At 34.1% G+C, this 15,325-nt stretch carries 12 protein-coding genes, 1 tRNA gene and 1 pseudogene; 9 read left to right on the top strand and 5 right to left on the bottom strand.

The features are described from left to right. Positions 1 to 10: 10 nt before the first annotated feature. The 3 genes from IIF7_RS12440 (at position 11) to dusB (ending at position 6,921) form a co-directional block, all read left to right on the top strand. Positions 11 to 2,959, top strand: a complete 2,949-nt coding sequence (locus IIF7_RS12440; protein ID WP_084842022.1) for a glycoside hydrolase family 3 N-terminal domain-containing protein — start codon at positions 11 to 13, stop codon at positions 2,957 to 2,959. A gap of 141 nt (positions 2,960 to 3,100) precedes the next feature. Beyond that, complete coding sequence (locus IIF7_RS12445; RefSeq protein WP_084842023.1) at positions 3,101 to 5,533, top strand: outer membrane beta-barrel protein; 2,433 nt, start codon at positions 3,101 to 3,103, stop codon at positions 5,531 to 5,533. Positions 5,534 to 5,928: 395 nt separating this feature from the next. Beyond that, positions 5,929 to 6,921 (top strand): tRNA dihydrouridine synthase DusB, encoded by a 993-nt coding sequence (gene dusB, locus IIF7_RS12450; RefSeq protein ID WP_084842024.1) that lies wholly within the window; start codon positions 5,929 to 5,931, stop codon positions 6,919 to 6,921. Positions 6,922 to 7,112: 191 nt separating this feature from the next. On the opposite strand, the gene IIF7_RS12455 is transcribed toward dusB, so the two are convergent. Together IIF7_RS12455 and rbfA are read right to left on the bottom strand one after the other, a co-directional pair. Then, a complete protein-coding gene (locus IIF7_RS12455) occupies positions 7,113 to 8,309 on the bottom strand; it encodes an ABC transporter permease (protein WP_084842025.1) in 1,197 nt (398 codons plus the stop codon). 1 nt (position 8,310) lies between these two features. After that, positions 8,311 to 8,703, bottom strand: a complete 393-nt coding sequence (rbfA, locus tag IIF7_RS12460) for a 30S ribosome-binding factor RbfA (protein ID WP_084842026.1) — start codon at positions 8,701 to 8,703, stop codon at positions 8,311 to 8,313. 150 nt (positions 8,704 to 8,853) lie between these two features. Here rbfA and mce point away from each other — a divergent pair, with 150 nt between their 5' ends. Together mce and IIF7_RS12470 are read left to right on the top strand one after the other, a co-directional pair. Continuing rightward, the gene (mce, locus tag IIF7_RS12465) at positions 8,854 to 9,255 is read left to right on the top strand and encodes a methylmalonyl-CoA epimerase (RefSeq protein ID WP_084842041.1); all 402 of its coding nucleotides are present in this window, start codon (positions 8,854 to 8,856) and stop codon (positions 9,253 to 9,255) included. Positions 9,256 to 9,462: 207 nt separating this feature from the next. Beyond that, a tRNA-Ile gene (locus IIF7_RS12470) sits at positions 9,463 to 9,539 on the top strand. 234 nt (positions 9,540 to 9,773) lie between these two features. Here IIF7_RS12470 and IIF7_RS12475 read toward each other — a convergent pair. Genes IIF7_RS12475 through IIF7_RS12485 form a run of 3 tightly spaced genes read right to left on the bottom strand, consistent with a single transcriptional unit; the run spans position 9,774 to position 11,977 of the window. Next, positions 9,774 to 10,163 carry a DUF6527 family protein gene (locus tag IIF7_RS12475; RefSeq protein ID WP_084842027.1) on the bottom strand — a complete coding sequence of 130 codons (390 nt, stop codon included), beginning with the start codon at positions 10,161 to 10,163 and terminating at the stop codon, positions 9,774 to 9,776. Between the two features lie 13 nt (positions 10,164 to 10,176). Then, positions 10,177 to 11,340, bottom strand: coding sequence for a ThiF family adenylyltransferase (locus IIF7_RS12480; RefSeq protein ID WP_084842028.1), 1,164 nt, complete (start codon positions 11,338 to 11,340; stop codon positions 10,177 to 10,179). Next, on the bottom strand, positions 11,315 to 11,977 hold the full coding sequence (locus IIF7_RS12485) for a multiubiquitin domain-containing protein (RefSeq protein WP_084842029.1): 663 nt from the start codon (positions 11,975 to 11,977) through the stop codon (positions 11,315 to 11,317). Before IIF7_RS12485 ends, IIF7_RS12480 begins: the two co-directional genes overlap by 26 nt. A 533-nt stretch (positions 11,978 to 12,510) precedes the next feature. Between IIF7_RS12485 and IIF7_RS12490 the strand changes: the two genes are divergently transcribed. From IIF7_RS12490 to IIF7_RS12505, 4 genes and pseudogenes are all read left to right on the top strand, one after another. After that, positions 12,511 to 13,608: a helix-turn-helix domain-containing protein gene (locus IIF7_RS12490; protein ID WP_084842030.1), complete on the top strand. Its 1,098-nt coding sequence runs from the start codon at positions 12,511 to 12,513 to the stop codon at positions 13,606 to 13,608. 69 nt (positions 13,609 to 13,677) lie between these two features. Then, positions 13,678 to 14,352, top strand: a complete 675-nt coding sequence (locus IIF7_RS12495) for a hypothetical protein (protein ID WP_084842031.1) — start codon at positions 13,678 to 13,680, stop codon at positions 14,350 to 14,352. Positions 14,353 to 14,571: 219 nt separating this feature from the next. After that, positions 14,572 to 14,862 (top strand): helix-turn-helix transcriptional regulator, encoded by a 291-nt coding sequence (locus tag IIF7_RS12500; protein WP_084842032.1) that lies wholly within the window; start codon positions 14,572 to 14,574, stop codon positions 14,860 to 14,862. A gap of 23 nt (positions 14,863 to 14,885) precedes the next feature. After that, a pseudogene (locus tag IIF7_RS12505) lies at positions 14,886 to 15,325 on the top strand (primase-helicase family protein); the annotation flags it as partial.

Here is a 15,325-nt window from a genome sequence, read left to right on the forward strand (position 1 = left end):
ACCTAACCCAATGCGATTATTTTCTCTTAAGAAATTATTTCTAACCACCATTGTTTGCTGCGGAATTCAATTCAGTTCTTACGCACAACAGCAACCCGAATTTTTAGAATATACCAATAGTAAATGGGTAGATTCTGTAATGCAGAAGTTATCTCCCAATGAAAGGATAGCCCAACTTATTATGGTAGCGGCTTATTCTAATCGAGATTCGAAACATAAAGAAGAAATTTTAAAGTTGATCAAAGAGCAAAAGATTGGCGGACTCATTTTCTTTCAGGGAACTGCGAAAAAACAGGTGCAGTTAATGAACGATTATCAGTTAGTTTCTGAAGTTCCACTTCTTGGAGCAATTGATGCCGAGTGGGGCTTGGGAATGCGTTTGGATAATACGATTAGTTTCCCTTATCAAATGGCTCTAGGTGCGATTCAGGATGACACTTTATTATATAAAATGGGAGAAGAAGTAGCGCGCCAAATAAAACGAACCGGCCTGCACATGAATTTTGCTCCTGTGGTAGATGTAAACAACAATCCCAATAACCCGGTGATCAATTACCGAAGCTTTGGAGAGGATAAAGAAAAAGTAGCAGAAAAGGGAATCGCTTATATGAAAGGGATGCAGGATCAAAAGATCTTAACCTCCGCCAAACATTTTCCCGGGCATGGCGATACCGATACCGATTCGCATAAAGCTTTACCACAAATAAACCATCCGTTTTCAAGATTGGATAGTTTAGAGATGTATCCTTTTAAGAAATTGATCGATGCTGGGATTGGTGGTGTGATGGTGGCGCATTTAAATATTCCGGCGCTGGATAGTAGCGGTGTACCTTCAACTTTATCTAAAAAGATCATTAGCGGAATCTTAAAAGAGAAGCTTGGTTTTAAAGGTTTGATCGTAACCGATGCCATGAACATGAAAGGCGTAACTACCGGAAATGAACCAGGCGTTGTGGATAAAAAAGCGATTATTGCCGGAAACGATCTACTAGAGTTTACAGAAGATGTTCCAAAAGCTATTGCTGAAGTTAGAAAAGCGATAAATCAGGGTGTGATCTCTCAAAAAGATATCGATGAAAAATGCCGAAAAGTGCTGGCGGTAAAACAATGGGTAGGTTTACATAAATATGAGGCGCTTAAAACAGCGAATATCGATAAAGAATTGAATAATTCTTACGCGAAATATATTCAGCAGAAATTGGTTGAAAAATCGCTTACGGTTTTAAAAAATGAGCAGGAAATGATTCCGCTTCGAAGATTGGATACCTTAAAAATTGCGAGTATTTCAATCGGGGCCGAAAAGAAAACCACTTTTCAGGAAAATTTAGGCTGGTATACTAAGATCGATCATTTTCAGCTTAAAAATGAAGCCAGTGCGAGTCAGATTTCCGCAGTAAAAGAAAAATTAAAGAATTATAACGTAGTGATTGCCGGTTTACACGATCACAGTAAATATCCTAGAAACAGCATTCAGTATTCAAATGCGGTTTTAAAATTTATTGCTGAAATTGCACAAAATGAGCATACTATTTTTAGCATTTTTAAAAATCCGTATACGCTGAATAAAATCGACAATATTGAAGAAGCTTCAGTAGTAATTGAAGCTTATCAGGATTCTGAATTATCGCAACAAAAGGCAGCGCAACTCATTTTTGGCGGATTTAAAGCTGATGGTAAACTTCCGGTAAGCGTTGGCGATAAATTTAAAGCTGGCGATGGCGTAGAAACATCAGAAAAGATTCGGTTTTCATACACCGCACCAGAAGATGCAGGGATGAATGCCGATTTTCTACAAAATGGGATCGATTCTTTAATGCAGCAGGCCATGGATCTTAAAGCGATTCCTGGCGGAGTGGTTTTGATCGCAAAAGACGAAAAGATCGTTTTTCAAAAAGCCTATGGTTTGCACAAATACAGCGATACGGTAAAAACTCAGGCTTCAGATCTATTCGACCTGGCATCGGTAACTAAAATTTCTTCAGCTTTACCTGCCTTAATGAAATTGCACGACGAAGGTAAATTCAGTTTAGAAGATGGGATCGACGATTATTTGCCCTACTTCAAAAATTCTAATAAAGCTGATGTTCCTTTTCGACAAATTTTTGCACATCAGGCACGTTTTAAACCCTGGATTGCTTTTTGGCAAAATACCTTAAGAAAAAACGGAAGTTATAAATGGAATACCTTTAAAAAGGATTCTTCGGCCAGGTTTCCTATAAAAATAAGTAACGATATGTGGCTGCATCGCAATTACAAAAAGAAGATTTATAAAGCGATAAAAAAGTCTCCGTTAGAAGAAAAAGCTGAATATAAATATTCGGGGCTTGCTTTTTATTTGCTTCCGCAGATCGTAGAGAATTTGAGTAATGAGGATTACAGAACCTATTTAAATGAAAATTTCTACTCAAAATTAGGTGCGACAACTTTAGGATATCGCCCAACAGAAGAATTCGACATTTCCAGAATTGTTCCTACTGAAAGTGATTTTAATTTTAGACACGAACCAATTCACGGCAGTGTTCACGATGAAGGAGCCATTATGATGGACGGCGTTTCAGCTAATGCAGGATTGTTTTCTAACGCAAACGACCTGGCTAAGCTAATGCAAATGTATTTGAATATGGGTGAATACGGGGGAGAGCGATACATTGAAGAAACTACCTTTAAGGAATGGACCAAAACACAATTTCCAGAAAATAATAATCGTCGCGCAATAGCTTTCGATAAGCCAAATTTAAAATATACCGGCCCGGGAAATAATACCGCCAAAGATGCCAGTGCAGCTAGTTTTGGACATACCGGTTTTACCGGAACAATGGTTTGGATGGATCCGGCCAAAGAGCTGCTTTTTGTGTTCTTGTCGAACAGGGTATTGCCAACCAGAGATAATCAAAGACTTTATAGTTTAAATACGCGAACGCAAATTCAGCAGGTTTTATATGATTCTATTGATAATTAGGATAGAATTTTTAGGGTATTTGTTCATTTCCAAGTAGTATTTGGCAATTTTAAGCCTAAATTTTTAGGGAAAGTTATTTGTAAATGATTACTCTTTTCTATTCAAAACTATATATTTGCCATGCTAAGCTAACTACACCGAATGAAACATTTACAACTACTGCCTCTTTTAGCGATTGGTTTATTTATCTCTAACCGTGCATTTTCTCAAAGTGAGCTTGCAGGAGAGATTATAGATGAAAACAGCGATCCGGTTAGTTTTGCAAATGTAATTTTACTTAATGCAAAAGACTCTGTTTCTGTAGTAAAAGGAGTTATTTCTGAAGACGATGGGAGTTTTCATTTTGAAGATTTAGAGCGCGATGCTTATGTATTAAAAATTAGTTTTTTAGGTTTTTCAGATTATTTAAAACGAGTAGAAGTTGAAGATAATACCAATCTTGGTACAATCGTTTTAAAAGAATCCAGTAATAATTTAGACGAAGTAACCGTAAGAGCAAGAAAACCTAAGATTGAGCGAAAAATAGACCGAATTTCTTTTAATGTCGAAAACTCGGTAATTTCAAGTTTAAACACTTTTGAGATCTTAAAGCGAACTCCAGGCGTAATTGTTAGTCAGGGCGAATTATTAGTTAAAAATCGTCCTGCAACAGTTTATATTAACGATCGAAAAGTTTATTTATCTACGGCCGAGTTAGAGCAGTTACTATCTGGTTTAAGTGGTGAAAATGTAAAATCTGTAGAGGTGATTACAACTCCGCCTGCAAGATATGAAGCTGAAGGTAGTGGTGCGATCTTAAATATCGTAATGTCTAAAAATCCGTCGATAGGATATAAAGGAAGTGTAAATGCCTCGAATACGATCGCAGTTTTACCAAAATATAGTTTGGGAACCAGCCAGTATTATAAAACCAATAACGTAAATGCTTTTGCGAGTTATAATTTTAATGCCAACAATATTTATAAGAACGACGAAAGTAATGTGACTTATTTTGAGCAGGATGGCTCAGAAAATTCTACATGGCTTGGTGATTTTGAACGTGATACTAAAAATTATGCACATAGTTTAAACACGATCCTGGATTTTACGCTTTCAGAAAAAAGTAGTTTAAGCCTTAGCGCTAACTTGAATTTCACTCCAAAAAATGACTCAGATCTTCGCGGAAGAACAGATATTTATAATCCTTCAGAAGCTTTAGTATCATTTTTTACTACCGATAGTCGTTTGGAAAATGAAGGCAAGAATATGCTTTTTAATGCCAATTACGCTACAAGTTTAGGCGAAAGCGGAACTACTTTATCGGCACAAGCCAATTACATTCGATTTGATGAAAATCAGGATCAGGATCTAAATACTTCTTATTTTAATGGCGATGGTGGTGAAATTAGAAATAGTGCCATTTTAACTCATGGTTCTCAAAACTCAGATATTTATACCGGGCAGGTAGACATTACCACAAATATGGGAAGTATGCCATTAGAAACCGGAATCAAATATTCTGGAATTACTTCTAATAGTGGTCTTGATTTTTATGATGGTTTATTAGATCAGGTAGATGATCTTTCAGATGCTTTAGATTACGACGAGAATATCTATGCAGCCTATTTTAGTACGTCTAAAGATTGGGAGAAATGGAGTTTAAAAGCTGGTTTACGAGGAGAGTATACTGATATTACCGGGATTTCTACTCAAAGCGGACTAGTAAACGATCAGGATTATTTTCAGTTATTCCCAACTTTTTATGCAATGCGAAGTGTTGGCGAAGAGAATTCAATCAGTTTAGAATATAGCAGAAGGATCGAGCGACCAAGATTTCAGAGTTTAAATCCGTTTCAATATTACATTAACGAGAATAATGTAAAAGAAGGAAATCCTTCTTTAGTGCCGGGTATCGCGAATAAGATATCTTTAAATTATTCGCATAAAGGCGTATTGTTTTTTGATTTGTATTGGGACAGGGTAGATAATTCGCCTTCGGTTTTAGCATTTCAGGATAACCAAAATCAGATCTTAAGAACGCTAAACGACAATTTAGATTACACTCAGCAATTCAGTTTAGATATTACTTATGCTAATTTTGTGACCGATTGGTATTACTTGTATGCGTACGCATCTGGATTCTATATGGAAAACCAGATTTATGCCAGAGAAAGTGCTCCAGAAACTTACAAAATCGATACGTTTAGCACTTTTGTTAACGTAGGAAACTACTTTTATTTTGGCAGCGACGGGACATTTAGTGGGAATGTAAACACCTATTTTTTACCCAATATTTTAGCCGGAAGCTATAAATATCAAGATCCACAATTTGGATTGGATTTGGGATTACGTAAAACTTTTATGAACAATAAGATTTCGGTTTCTATAAATGCTGAAGATCTTTTTAGAACTATGAATATCCCGCTGCAAAGTCAGTATTTGAATCAGGATAACGGATTTTATGCAATTTCTGAAACGCGAAGAATCACTTTTGGTATACGATACAATTTTGGGAATTTCAGGTTAAACGATAATAGCCGAGCGATTAATGCCGATGAAGAAACCAGGCTTCAGGAAAGAAATGTCTTAGATTAATTGAATGTCCGCAATAAATCATAATGAGGTGTGGTCACCCTGAACTTGATTCAGGGTCTCATCACAATAGCTTGTTTTTCAATACAGTATTAGATTCCGGATCAAGTCCGGAATGACGAAAACAACAAATTATTACAAATTACAGATAATCAATAGATTAATTTTTCCATATAAAGATCAAAAGAATATAGGCTGAAATTATCGAATTTTGACCTCTGTTTTTTGCTGAAGTAATCGTAGCGCAATTTGTTTTTCTAATTCTATTTTTTGTAATTTTTCATCATTTGAAGTCCATTCAGAAAGAACTCTAAGCACTTGAAAAAAGGTAGTTTACCTGAATTTTAATTTCTTCAATCTTATTTATTAATTTTGCACTTTCTAAAAAACAAAAGAACGTGGCAAAAATAGGAGATATAGATGTAGGAGAGTTTCCATTGCTTTTAGCACCAATGGAAGATGTGAGTGATCCACCATTTAGAGCTTTGTGTAAAGAACAGGGCGCCGATGTGGTGTATACCGAGTTTATCTCTTCTGAAGGTTTGATTAGAGATGCGGCAAAAAGTGTGATGAAACTGGATATTTACGAAAAAGAACGTCCGGTAGGTATTCAGATCTTTGGTGCAAATCTAGAATCGATGCTCGAATCTGTTGAAATTGTAGAAAAATCTGGCCCAGATATTATTGATATTAACTTTGGTTGCCCGGTTAAAAAAGTAGTTTCTAAAGGTGCCGGTGCCGGTATTTTGAAAGATATCGATTTAATGGTTTCCTTAACCGAAGCCATGGTAAAACACACTAAACTTCCCATTACCGTTAAAACCCGTTTAGGTTGGGATCACGATTCCATAAAAATTCTTGAGGTTGCCGAGCGTTTACAGGACGTTGGTTGCAAAGCGATTTCTATCCACGGAAGAACCAGAGCCCAGATGTATAAAGGCGAAGCCGATTGGAGGCCGATTGCTGAAGTAAAGGATAATCCCCGAATGCATATTCCTGTTTTTGGAAATGGAGATGTAGACACTCCTGAAAGAGCCGTAGAAATGCGTGATGAATACGGTTTAGACGGTGCCATGATTGGCCGTGCAAGTATCGGGAATCCATGGTTTTTTAGAGAAGTAAAGCATTATTTTAAAACAGGCGAACATTTAGCGCCACCAACTCTGCAGGAACGTGTTGAAGCTGCGAGAAGACATTTACAAATGTCGATCGATTGGAAAGGTGAGAAGCTGGGTGTTTTTGAAACCCGAAGACATTATACCAATTATTTTAAAGGTATTCCGCATTTTAAAGAATATCGCATGAAAATGGTCACAAGCGACGATGCTGCTGATGTTTTTAAAGCTTTTGATGAGGTAGAAAGAGATTTCGCTGGCTACGAGTTTGTCTAATTAGTATTGAGAAATTAGATCGCTTACGCATTTAGATGTGAGAGTTTAGAATATAGAGCATAGAAAATAGACTTAAAAATCAAGAGTCAAGATTACATAATGTAGAAGCTAATTTTTTGCTGAAAGCTGATCGCCTATACCTAACAGCTTCCAAAAACTGCCTACTGAGACTGCTTACTGAATCACTGAAATTACTCTTCCAGTGCTTTTTTACTTCTTCCAGCGGCAAGAAATGATGCAAATAAACCAAGAATTCCTATCGTTAAAATTACGGTGAGAATATTGCTAATTTCCATTGTAACGGGGTAAGGTAAACTTGGTGTGATCATCACCAGGTCAAATTGCATTTGTAGATAAATGAGGATAATGGCGAATAGAAGTCCGATTCCGCCACCAATTGTACACATTAACATTCCCTGGGTAAAGAAAATATTTTTGATCTGTTTTGGCGTAGCGCCTAAACTCTGTAAGGTTTTAATATTGTCTTTTTTATCAAGGATCACCATAATGATCGATCCTACAACGTTGAATAATGCAATGATCAAAACCAAGGTGAAAATCAGGTAAACGGCAAGATTTTCAGTATTCAGCATTTTGTAAAGTACATCATTAAGTTGTGCGCGAGTTCTAATTTCAACCGAATTGTTGAATAACTTCAGGATTTTTTCTTTTACGGCTTCTTCGTCAGCTTCCGCAGATAATTTAATTTCTACAGCGCTGAAGGTATTTTCATCTAAATCTAAAAGGCTTTGGGCAAAGCCAATATTAGAGAAAACATATTTATCATTAAGATCTGAATTAATATTATAAATCCCGCTAACCACAACGCTCTTCTGGTTAAAAGCATCGGCAGGATTGGTAATCTGTCCCTTCCCCGGTTTAGGAACAATTAAGCGCAATAATCGATTATAATTAAAAAGTCCGGGATTCAGTTTCCTTGAAATATCAGCTCCAATTACTACTTGAGGTTCTGAAGAGGTAAACCAAGTACCATCTACAGAGCTATCGATTTGCGTAACCTGCTGGTAACGCTCGTCTACTCCTTTAATAAAAGCCCAGGCTGTTTTTTCTTCATACTCTAAAAAAACACGTTCTTCAATAGTTTTGCTGTAATTTGTAATTCCGTCAATATTCGCGAATTCTTCATCTAATTTTTCAGAAAAAGTAATGGTTTTGCCCGTTTTAGGAATCACTTTTAAGTCGGGATCAAACTCATTAGCAAATGCAAGACTAAACTCACGCAGGCCAGAGAACCCCGAAAGCACAATAAATAAAGAAAAAGCCCCGGCAAAAACGCCAATAGCAGCGATTATAGTGATAATATTGATCGCATTATTACTGCTTTTAGAAAACAGGTAGCGTTTGGCGATGTATAAAGGGAATTTCAATTTATGACTTTTTCCTGCGTTCTAAAAGATCTGGATTATTGATTGGATCTTCGTCGCCTTTCATCGATTTTTCAATATTCTCGATATATTCTAGAGAGTCGTCGATAAAAAAGCTAAGATCGGGCATTTTACGTAGCTGATTTTTGGTACGTAAAGCCATTTGATGTTTGATTTTCGACTTTATTTCGTTTAACTCGCTTAAAATTTCGTTGGCATGTTTCTGCGGAAAAACGCTTAGATAAGCCTTGGCAATGCTAAGATCTGTAGTTACTTTAACTTTAGAAACAGAAATTAAAATTCCATTTATCCCGGCATCTCTTAAATTATTATTTAAGATCTCTGCCAGATCTTTCTGCAAAACGCCTCCTATTTTTTTCTGTCTGTTTGTTTCCATGTTGCAAAAATAGTACTTTAAACTTAGCTGTATATTTATTGAAGATAAGAATAATTATTTTAGTGTGATCTTTGCTTGATAATCGAGATTAAATCTTTCTTGCCTTGGGGTATTTTACAAAAATTAGTATCGGTTTTAAATAATTCTGAAATGAAAAAGATAGAACATATAGGTATTGCCGTGAATGATCTTGAAGAAGCTAACAAAGTCTATGCGGCGGTAATGGGAAAACCTCATTATAAAACAGAAGCAGTAGTAAGCGAAGGTGTGAATACTTCTTTTTTTGAAATTGGAGAAAGTAAGATTGAGTTATTAGCGGCTACCAGCGAGGATAGTGCTATTGCAAAATCGATTCTGAAAAGGGGAGAAGGGATGCATCATATTGCTTTTGCGGTAGATGATATTGAAGCTGAAATAAAACGGCTTAAAAATGAAGGTTTTCAGCTTTTAAATGAGCAGCCAAAAACGGGAGCAGATAATAAGTTAGTAGTATTTATGCATCCTAAGGAAGCCAATGGAGTTTTAATTGAACTTTGCCAGGAAATTAGGTAAACTTTGCTAAAATAGTTTATTGGCATTCGTAAAGCCTAAAATGCACAAAAGTATATGCTGAAATTACAGGTTTATAGCTCCTGGTTTTGTGTATAGCTTATTTATTATCAAAAGTTTAAATATTTATTGAAGAGTAAATTAAAAAAATGTTTGGCGTATAACCGGGATTTATCTAAATTTGCGCACCCATAATTAATTTTGTGGACTGGTCCTATAGCTCAGCTGGTTAGAGCACTTGACTCATAATCAAGGGGTCCCTGGTTCGAGCCCAGGTGGGACCACCAGTAAAATCAAGCCTTACAGAGATGTAAGGCTTTTTTGTTTCTTCTTGAGTACAACATATGTACAACATTTTAGTAATCATATTTTATCACATTTTCAAATTCTTTTTGAGAAATAGCTTATAATTTTATAATCTAACTCGGTCAAATTATTGAAAAAGGTACAATTGAAATAATATAGGAATTTTAAAAAAACAGGTGGCAATTATCCTTAAATGGCACCCGTTAATCTGTTTATTATTTAAAAAAATTAAGAATTTTTATCCAAAGCCAATTTCGCTCTTTGTTTGTTACTTTAGAGTGAGATTTATTTTTATTTCCATGACTTTTAAAGTATTCAATAGTTTCTTGCCGATCTCTTTTACGCTTTTCGAAAACTTGATGATTTGACCAGCTTTCGGCCCATATTATTTCACTGTTTATAATCCAGTAATGAGAACGGCAATCAAAACTCCAATTTCCTATCGAAGGTTCTAAGGAGGTTTGCTTTCCATCGTAAATCAATTTCCAATTTGTAGGAGCTAAAGGAGTGTGAACCTTTTCGCCGCATCCGCACGCACATTTATGAATTACAGCTCTATATTCTGGAGATATATACAATACACCTTCATCTATAATTTTTGGCATGTAGTGTACGAATTTAGTCCTTAATCTCATTGTTGACAATTTTATTAACATCAATAGAAAAACTACTATCCAATTCAAAACTTAAGTCAGAATAATATCCATAATATTTTTTCCACTTAATAATAGCAAAATCTGCGTTAAGAGAATTTAATTCACATATCTGAATATTAGATGAATATTCATCTTCATCAGGACTCGAAAAACTTACTCTGCCTTCCCAAACGTGACTGCGTTGATTTTCATAACTAATTGTAGTTCTTGTAGAACCTCTTAATTCATCGCCTTTTCTTCTTATACTAATACCACAATCAATAAATGGAGTTTCAAGTTGCTCTAACTTATTAAAAATAAGTTTTTTTGCTTCTCCATTATCAATGGCAATGAAAACGAAATCAAGATTTTTAAGCATCCCCACATTAGTTTCATCTATATATTTAGGATACGGTATTATATTCTTGTGGAGTTGAGAATACATTTCTGCTAAGTAATCAACTTTAAAGGAATTTTTATCGATTTTTTCTTTGGACACTGCCCCTGGAATCCTAAATGCATTATGTTGTTGAAATCTATCTCCATCAAAAAGAGAAATTTCTTTAACCATCGTTTTAGCAACTTTGTCAAGAATATAAGAGCCTGTACCTCCAAGTCCAATAATCCCTATATTCAATCCTGATATTTTAGAGTTTATGGCATCAATCTCTGCTCTGGAAGAGTTTGTGTCACTGTAATAGAAAACGCTATTACTTTCATTAGATTCAATGACCTTTCCAGTTTTAGCACTGGCCTTAGGAAAATAATGTTGAGCAGTAGCAGACAAAATATTTATGTATGTAGTCATTTTAGCATAGTAAGTTGGATACATAGGTTTTGGTTTATGCGAAAACATATGATTAATTACTATGCCATTTCCTAAATTTTGGATGTTACTATTATTTATCAATTGAGTCATAATAGATCCATCAATATTACATGGTGGATTTCCAATAAAATAGCACACGTGATTTCTCACTTTTGTGGTAGACACGTTGGAAACCAACGTGCCTAATTCCAATTCTTTTTTTGAATTTAGATAAGGAACACTGTGTATTAACAGAAAATTCCCTCTAATTTCAACTTCATAGCCTGAATTACGAAGTTGATTTATATCTGAATTAAGACTTATCTGTGCACCCAACATTGAATATCATTTTATTTTTAACAGAAATTACATCTCCTTTCACCATACTACCTTCGGGTTTGCTAGGAACCCCGTTAAAGTAATTTACAGTATAGATTACATTGGGGTTTTTTGAAATACTTCCGTACTCAAGCATAACAACTTCATCAAATGAGATTGTTTCTTTAGACCACGCTTTTGGATCACCTTCAACAATCACAAATTCAATTTTTCTATCAATTTTAATAGATTTAAAAACTGAATGTTTTGTAATTGCAATTTTATGCTCGACGTCATCTTTGTAAGTTACTTCCATTCCACCATTTCTAGTCTCCATAAGGAACTGCTTATCAGAGTCTATCTCAGCTAATTTCATTATTTCTAAAGGAGTCATAAATGATTCTTCCACCTCAATTTCGATATCATTTATCTTTATCCTTATCGGTTTGTAAGGAAGAGCTCTAAAACCTTCTATACCAGCAGATTTTAGATCAATTACTTCATTCAATTGAATAGGAGTGAAACCTTTTTCATTTATCTTGTAAAGTAATTCGTAATCCTCTACAGGTTTAAGATTTGCACGATTTAATAAATCTCGACCAGTTAATTCTGATTCGTTCGATTCAAACTTTTTATTATTAATTTTAAAAAAATACATAATTAATGTTTAACATATAAAAACACCTTTTTGTAGGCAAAGGATTTGGCCTGCTCGTAAGCTTAAAAGTAGGTTGAGCAACTACTCAGGCTCATCATATGTTAAACAACTTGGTTAATAACGAGATCGTTATTATATTTGTAGACATATGACAAATTAAGGAATGTATTTTTCGTTCGGTGACTAGCCGCGAAAAAAGATGTTGACTGCATTATTCCGATAAAATTAGATCCAATTCGTTGTGCCACCAATGGATTGGATTTTTTGTTTTTATTAGTCTTGATATTTTTAAGATTAATATGGCAAATATAGTAAAATATATTTTGTGGTAACAAAAAAGTGAACAAATAAATTTAATTTAATTATTTGATCTCTATACAAAAAACATATACAATTTTTTATGTTTTTAAATACATTTATGTTTATAAAAAGTCGCAACATATGCAAGCTGAAAATTAAAATGTTGTTAACATAAAATTGTTTATTACATATATCTTCATTACATTTGCATTAATAAATATATATAATCATTTATGTCAAAGGAAGTTAGGCATCCAGGAGAATTTTTGAATAAGTTAATTTCAGAACGAAATTACAGTCAACGTGATGTTGCAGCTAAATTGGATATAGCTCATTCCTTATTAAATAACATTCTTAAAGGGAATAGAAATATTAATATTAAGATTGCTATTGCATTGGAGTCGGCTGGCTTCGAAAATGCTAAAGAATGGTTAACACGTCAAGTTAAATACGATTTATATTTAGCAGAAAATGATCAGGAAACAATAAAGAAAAGAAAATCAATTAATGATTGGAGTCAAATTGAAGATTTAGAATTAGTTCCACTTTCATTCTTCAAAAAACAAAATGTTGGTGTTAATACTTCAGAAGATGTTGATAAGATTTTTGAAATATATGGTGTTGAAAGTGTTCAGGACTTAAAAATAAGAGTAGAGAAGTTTAATCCAACTTACTTCAGGAAATCTTCAAAATTCAAAGAAAATAAAAATCATGTAATAGCTTGGTCTTTATTAGCTAAATATAAAGCTTCTCTATTAAATATTTCTAATTTTAAGAGATCATATGAAAAGGAGCTGTTAAACGCATTAAAAGAAGTTTTTTTTGAAGGAGAGAATGTTATTGTCAAAACTCAAGATATTTTGCATAAATATGGTATTAAATTTTTTATTTTAGATAGACCTCCTCAAACTCCTGTTGATGGTAAGTCATTCATGTCAGAAAGTAATCCGGCTATAGTTCTATCCTTAAAGTATAAAAGATTAGATAATTTTGCTTTTACTCTTTTCCATGAATTAGGTCATGTCTTCGAACATTTAACTAATCCAAATAGACCGGAATTAAATGAAGAAGAATTCTTTATTAATAGTTCTAAAACGGATCTAGTTGAATTTGAAGCTGATAATTATGCTCGGAATAATTTAATTAGTCAAAAACTTTGGAATGACTTTATTAATCTAAATGAAGATTATTCCGATGAAATAATTCTTGAGTTTTCAAATAAAAATAGAATTCATCCCGGTATTGTTAGAGGTAGGGTGTGTTTTGAATATAATGAATACTATCGTAAGCGTTCAATTATAACAGGGTTAAATAAATTAGAAGCTCTATAAATTCAATTTTCAGTTAAATTTTACTTCCAATTTATATATTATGTATTTATTAAGGTCTTATAGATAATTATGGAGAAGTTCATTCAGATCTCAGCAAAAGCATTGGCTCAATTGAGGTCTGGATTCAACTATTTTCTGGAAGAGAAAGTTCAGGCTAATTCTACTAATTTAATTCTTTTTCTTCTGTCCCTCTTTGTTTTATTTTTGCTAAGCTTCAGCCTTATACTTGGCTTTCCAAACGTTACCCAGATTCTTATCATTATTGCAGTTTTAGCAGTTGTTATGCTTGTTATTCTTGTGGGACTTGCTATTTACTATGAGTCTAATAGACATCTTACTAAAGGACACCATAACTTTAAGATCGAACCCATCAATAAAAATCGTATCCGTTTTGATCTTATTCAGTTGGATAAGGCTTCTCAAAAGGAATTCATAAGGCTTATGAGAGGTAAACGAGTCAATCAAAGAATCAATTTTACCATGGGAAATAAAAGTGGAGATTCGGCCAATCATAAGATCCTTTTTGTTCTTTTTGATGAACTATTGGTAGGAGGGATTCAGGATCTTGCTGGTGAACGTAAGCAATACTTTTTTGACTTACTTATGGAATCATTTTTAATGAATAATGCTCCACTTAAAGCCTCCACATTAAAAAGCAGTTTTTCGGCCTGGAAGGGAGATCAGGAAAAAATAAACTCCCGAAATCAACGAAAATTAATTAAACAGGTGCTGCGGAAAGACTGAAATTCAATACTTTTATTCCGAATTTTTCAGATCACATACCTATAAGCCTTACTTCTTTCTTCCTTTTTCATCTGAACTTCAGTTTATAGCATAATTAATGAATAATATCTTATTGCTTTAAATTATGGTATTGATTTACAGGTATTTGCTTTCTTAAGTTTGCTTTAGCTAAAATTATAAGAGGCCTCTTATGCAGTTCTAATTTTAAAGTAAATACTTATGAATGAGCAAGAAAAAGTGGTGGATTTACTACAGGAAATTAAAGTACTGTTATCCCACAAGAAGAAAGTTATGAATGTTGAAGACCTGTCTATTTACACCGGACTTTCCAAAAGCAAAATATATAAACTTACCCATCTTCAGCTTATCCCAATGGGGAGCAACCCTAATATTCGTCAAAAGTTTTTTGATAAAGATAAAATTGATGCCTGGCTGTTAGGGGAACCTGATCTATCGGATCAACATATCGAGGAGCAATTCAATAAAACATTATTGAAAAACAAGAAGTAACCTATTCACTTAATTTATTTACTATGAAGAGTATACCATATTTAAGGGTAGGGACTTCGTATTATAAAAAAGTCAAAGCACCTACCATTGCCGGGCACTTCAATGAGCTTTTGCTCCCCTGGAGTGTAGAGACCATTCGACAGGATCATGGCAAATCATACCTGAGTAAAATTGCTAAATATGATGGGTTTACCTGTATTCCCGATCACCTGAATTTTAAACCGGTCTATCATAATTTCTATAATATCTATTCCCCGTTAAGCAATATCCCAATGCAGGGCGAATTAGGTTTTAGCCTGAATTTTGTTAGGCATATTTTTGGGGAGCATTTTGAATTAGGATTGGACTATCTACAACTTTTATATACCAAACCGGTGCAAACCTTACCGATCCTTTGTTTGGTTTCTAAAGAACGATCTACCGGTAAAAGTACCTTTTTAAAATGGCTGAAAAGCATCTTTGA

The sequence above is a fragment of the Zunongwangia atlantica 22II14-10F7 genome (assembly GCF_002094855.1).
GTDB lineage: Bacteria > Bacteroidota > Bacteroidia > Flavobacteriales > Flavobacteriaceae > Zunongwangia > Zunongwangia atlantica.

Bases quoted from the DNA above. Each gene is read 5' to 3' on its own strand.
- IIF7_RS12500 (WP_084842032.1), top strand. From the start codon at position 14,572: ATGAATGAGCAAGAAAAAGTGGTGGATTTACTACAGGAAATTAAAGTA.
- IIF7_RS12490 (WP_084842030.1), top strand. From the start codon at position 12,511: ATGTCAAAGGAAGTTAGGCATCCAGGAGAATTTTTGAATAAGTTAATT.
- IIF7_RS12495 (WP_084842031.1), top strand. From the start codon at position 13,678: ATGGAGAAGTTCATTCAGATCTCAGCAAAAGCATTGGCTCAATTGAGG.
- IIF7_RS12480 (WP_084842028.1), bottom strand. From the start codon at position 11,340: ATGTTGGGTGCACAGATAAGTCTTAATTCAGATATAAATCAACTTCGT.
- mce (WP_084842041.1), top strand. From the start codon at position 8,854: ATGAAAAAGATAGAACATATAGGTATTGCCGTGAATGATCTTGAAGAA.
- IIF7_RS12440 (WP_084842022.1), top strand. From the start codon at position 11: ATGCGATTATTTTCTCTTAAGAAATTATTTCTAACCACCATTGTTTGC.
- IIF7_RS12485 (WP_084842029.1), bottom strand. From the start codon at position 11,977: ATGTATTTTTTTAAAATTAATAATAAAAAGTTTGAATCGAACGAATCA.
- rbfA (WP_084842026.1), bottom strand. From the start codon at position 8,703: ATGGAAACAAACAGACAGAAAAAAATAGGAGGCGTTTTGCAGAAAGAT.
- IIF7_RS12445 (WP_084842023.1), top strand. From the start codon at position 3,101: ATGAAACATTTACAACTACTGCCTCTTTTAGCGATTGGTTTATTTATC.
- IIF7_RS12475 (WP_084842027.1), bottom strand. From the start codon at position 10,163: ATGCCAAAAATTATAGATGAAGGTGTATTGTATATATCTCCAGAATAT.